Genomic DNA, 579 nt, shown 5'->3' with positions numbered 1-579 from the left:
CTGCTCGGGCGCCCCCTTGACCACCAGCACCCGGTTCCCGTCGTCGTCGACCAGCGCCGAAGTCGCGCGGCGTTCGTGGTCAAACGGCAGCATCGCGACCCGGCGCGTAGAACCGCCCACCAGTTGCTGCGCCCCGGACGATTCCCAGAGTGCGGCGTCGAGCGAATTCGCGCTGGCGCCGGCGGTTTCCGGGTCCACATCGGTGGCCAGCAGGCCGAGCCGGCGGACCGGGTCGCTGTGCGCACCGCCGGCGTCGACGGCGTCCACCAGCCGGATCCGTCCCTCCGTCAAGGTTCCGGTCTTGTCGGTGATCAGGATGTCGATGTCGCCGAAATCCTCGATGCATACCAGACGCTTCACCAGCACCTTGGCTTTGGCCAGTTGTCGGGAACCGGTCGCCAGGCTGGTGCTGACCACCGCGGGGAGAAGCTGTGGCGTGATGCTGACCGCGATCGCCAGCGCAAACAGTGCCGAATTGATCAGCGGCCGGTGCAACATCAAGTTGGTGACCAGAATCAGCGCGGTCAGCGCAACCGCGACCCGGAGCAGCAGATACGAAAACCGGCGCAGGCCGACCTG

1 pseudogene is annotated in these 579 nt (G+C 67.2%); it reads right to left on the bottom strand.

From position 1 onward, the window contains the following. Positions 1-579: pseudogene (locus A9X04_RS27180) on the bottom strand (magnesium-translocating P-type ATPase); the annotation flags it as partial.

It is taken from the genome of Mycobacterium sp. E3247 (assembly GCF_001667785.1).
GTDB lineage: Bacteria > Actinomycetota > Actinomycetes > Mycobacteriales > Mycobacteriaceae > Mycobacterium.
The sequence above is the reverse complement of the archived record's forward strand: the minus strand, read 5'-3'. Positions and strand labels throughout refer to the sequence as shown.